General features: G+C 53.5%; 3 protein-coding genes. 1 reads left to right on the top strand and 2 read right to left on the bottom strand.

The window, feature by feature from the left end; translation table 11 throughout:
• Positions 1 to 277: 277 nt before the first annotated feature.
• Positions 278 to 1,357, bottom strand: a complete 1,080-nt coding sequence (locus tag L3X40_RS21425; RefSeq protein WP_237367364.1) for a Fic family protein — start codon at positions 1,355 to 1,357, stop codon at positions 278 to 280.
• A gap of 191 nt (positions 1,358 to 1,548) precedes the next feature.
• Between L3X40_RS21425 and L3X40_RS21420 the strand changes: the two genes are divergently transcribed.
• A complete protein-coding gene (locus tag L3X40_RS21420; protein ID WP_237367363.1) occupies positions 1,549 to 2,187 on the top strand; it encodes a DUF2726 domain-containing protein in 639 nt (212 codons plus the stop codon).
• 61 nt (positions 2,188 to 2,248) lie between these two features.
• On the opposite strand, the gene L3X40_RS21415 is transcribed toward L3X40_RS21420, so the two are convergent.
• A complete protein-coding gene (locus L3X40_RS21415) occupies positions 2,249 to 2,908 on the bottom strand; it encodes a DUF2971 domain-containing protein (RefSeq protein ID WP_237367362.1) in 660 nt (219 codons plus the stop codon).
• Between the last annotated feature and the right edge of the window lie 151 nt (positions 2,909 to 3,059).

The raw sequence follows: 3,059 nt of genomic DNA, 5'->3' as shown, positions 1-3,059 counted from the left end.
CTGGACCGGCATTCCCACAGAAACGGCTTCAGCCCCTCCACTTGATCCTACCGGCATCAGCCGGTCAGTCATTCAGGGTCGTGCACGCCAGATTCCTCCCCCTTCCACTCGCGCGGCTATAAAGCGGCAAGCGCATCGTCAGCGCATGTGGGTGGCGGTTGTCCATGTGCGGAGGGTGCCGCATGCGGGGGCTGTAGAACAGGCAAGAATGGCGGGTGGTCGTGGTTTGGAGCGCTATTGCAAGTGTCACCGCAACGAGATTTCAGACGTTCCTGACTCAGTTGGCAAAAAGCGCAACCAGCGGTGCATTTACATAGTAATTGTTCCGCCCAGCCTGATATTTGACAAGCAATCCGTTCGCGGCAAGCTGATCCAGATAGCGTGCCGCCGTCTGCCGCGTCACTCCAAGCTCATTTTGAACATATTCGATGCGGGTATAGGGGTGACGGAACAGGTTGTTGAGCAAATCCTGTGAATAGATGCGGGGTAGGTCGGAACGGATACGATTCTTGTAATCGTGCATAAGCGCCTTGATTTCATCAATCAGCGCCAACGTTCCAATCGCGGTGTCGGCCACAGCGCACAGCATATATTCCAGCCACGGTTGCCACTGGCCGGTTTCACGAACGAATTGCAACAAGGCGTAATATTCGTCCTTGTGTGTTGTGATATAGCGGCTGAGGTACAGGATCGGGATTTCCAGCAAACCTTGCCGCGTCAAGTACAGGACATTGATGATGCGCCCGATCCGTCCATTGCCGTCGGGGAAAGGATGGATGCTTTCGAACTGATGATGGATGATCGCCATCTTGATGAGCGGATCAAGGGCGCTCATTGCGTCTTCGTTGATGAAGCGTTCCAGCGCGGTCATGTGCCGGACAACATCGTCGCCATGCTGGGGCGGCACATAGACTATGTCGCCATTCCCTTCATTCTTGAGCGCGGTTCCGGGCGTCGTGCGAAAACCGCTCTTGGTGCGCTTCAATATCTGGAACATGGCGATGATGCTGTTGTTGGTCAGCAGCCCCTGCTGCTCATCTAGCTTTTCAAAACCGCATTGAAGTGCGTCACGGTAAAGCGCCACTTCCTTGGCGGCGGGCGAGGACGGATTGTCGGGGAACAGGCTGGCCTGAAACATTTCATCCTGTGTAGTGACGATATTCTCCACCTCCGAACTCGCCTTTGCTTCCTGCAGGGAGAGCGTGTCGATCAATATGCTCTGATTGGGGATAGTGGCGGCTCGTCCCTTCAATTCCGCCAGAAAGCGATGCGCGCGGGCAGCCTCCCGAAGGACAGAAACAGTCTCAAGCTCGCCCGGTGGCGGAAGCGGGGGAATGTCATAGGTTTGCTTTAACATATCGACCGCCTCATGTTTCAAAATCTGCGCTTTGCGAACATATCAGGGGAATATGTTAAAGAAAGCGGAAATTTTTAACATGTGTCGCCGGAAGAGCATAAACATGGGAGTCAGTTGTGGGCGCATAGTAAACTGTCACCGTAATCCTAACTACTTGACGAAGGGGCCTATAATCTCATCTACTCATTTTCATGCCGCCAGAGATTGCCGCCCTTATTGACAAGCCGTGGTTGCTTGCACTTGTGCTGGCGTTCGGGGCGGTGTGCGGCATGGCTGCGGAACGCATCGGCGAAAATATCAACCGTGCCGAAAGGCGGCGGTATTGGGCATGGAAAAACCACAAGCGTTGGCGACCCGGCACAGTGGTGCCCATCGAAGCGCGCAAGGCTTCACCCGTCGAAATCGCCGCCGATCAGTTGCGGCTGGTGATGGAAGCAAAATTTACGGCACGTGCGTTGCTCAACCAAAGCGAACGCCGCTTGCTTGGCGTGATTGATCAGGCACTTGTGGATCATAGCCCTGGCTGGCGCGCGATGGGTCAGGTTTCCTTGGGAGAAATTCTCGCCAGCCCGAATGAGGCTGCCTATTTCGCGGTTAATTCCAAGCGCGTCGACCTGCTGATCGTCGATGCCGACTGCCGCCCGCTCCACGCCGTCGAATTTCAGGGCAAGGGCCATCACACCGGCCGGAACACCGCCGCACGCGACGCGGTGAAAAGGGAAGCCCTGCGCCGGGCCGGTGTCGGTTATATCGAGGTGGTCAGCGGTGATACGCCTGCCGAGGTGCGGGAAATGGTGAAGAAGTTGGCGGGACGGGCGGAAGGTGCGTGATTTTGGGATTTTCTTGGGCGCGGCCGTAATTCTTCACTACAGTACGTATTAAATATTCCAATCACGATGCGGCTAATAGCTTTGGCATCGTAGGCGATGGCTGAGGCACCCCATTGATCCAGTCCATTCGGGCAATACTTATTTCATTCTCTAATCCATAATGCCTGACGTGTTTTTCCGCATCGACTGGAAAGCGAGGCCCCAACAGAAGACCTATCAACGAATCTGAACAGTCAACGAAGAGATTGTGGTCTTTATTGCCCGAAATTATCCATCTGTATTCATGCTCGTTTTGCCAGTCGGGGTGCTTCGTAAACAGAAGTTCTTCTATATGTCGGTCGGTATGTCGTTCAATGGCATGCCGGGTTCCGTGCTCAAGGTCACTCATTGCCACGATAAGTGGATTTGATCCGAACAGCCGTTGCCGTAAACTTCCAGGGCGATAGATAATTCTACGAGAATAGACTCTTCCGTTTATATTTGACGCCTTTCGGTACATTGCTTGTTCAAGGCGGTCGCGCCGAAATATCAAACATGCCCCAGCATGGTTGTCCGCATAATGAGCCCACATTTGTGGTCGGGAATGACCACGATGAAAGGGAGCCGCTAAAATGTCTTCGTCCCTATCTTCGCGACTTCGCGTCATGGTGGCCTCATAAATGTCAGCAGAAAAACAGGCCACCCGCCAATCAACCCTGAATTTTGCTATGAATTCATCCATTTGACGATCAATATCAGGACCATTGACCCGGTTCCCTGATCGACCAAATAGATAATTCTTAAACTCAAGAGGGTCATTTAGAGTCCTCTTGGAGGAGGAACCCCTCCGACTTCAGTCGGATACTGGCTTTAGCCTTAGACTCGGCCAGTAG

The organism is Rhizorhapis sp. SPR117 (assembly GCF_021742065.1).
Note: the sequence above shows the minus strand (reverse complement) of the source record. Positions and strands in the feature narration are given on the sequence as shown.

What these genes read in the sequence shown, in the direction of transcription:
- L3X40_RS21415 (WP_237367362.1), bottom strand. Translation starts at nt 2,908, where the DNA reads ATGGATGAATTCATAGCAAAATTCAGGGTTGATTGGCGGGTGGCCTGT.
- L3X40_RS21425 (WP_237367364.1), bottom strand. Translation starts at nt 1,357, where the DNA reads ATGTTAAAGCAAACCTATGACATTCCCCCGCTTCCGCCACCGGGCGAG.
- L3X40_RS21420 (WP_237367363.1), top strand. Translation starts at nt 1,549, where the DNA reads ATGCCGCCAGAGATTGCCGCCCTTATTGACAAGCCGTGGTTGCTTGCA.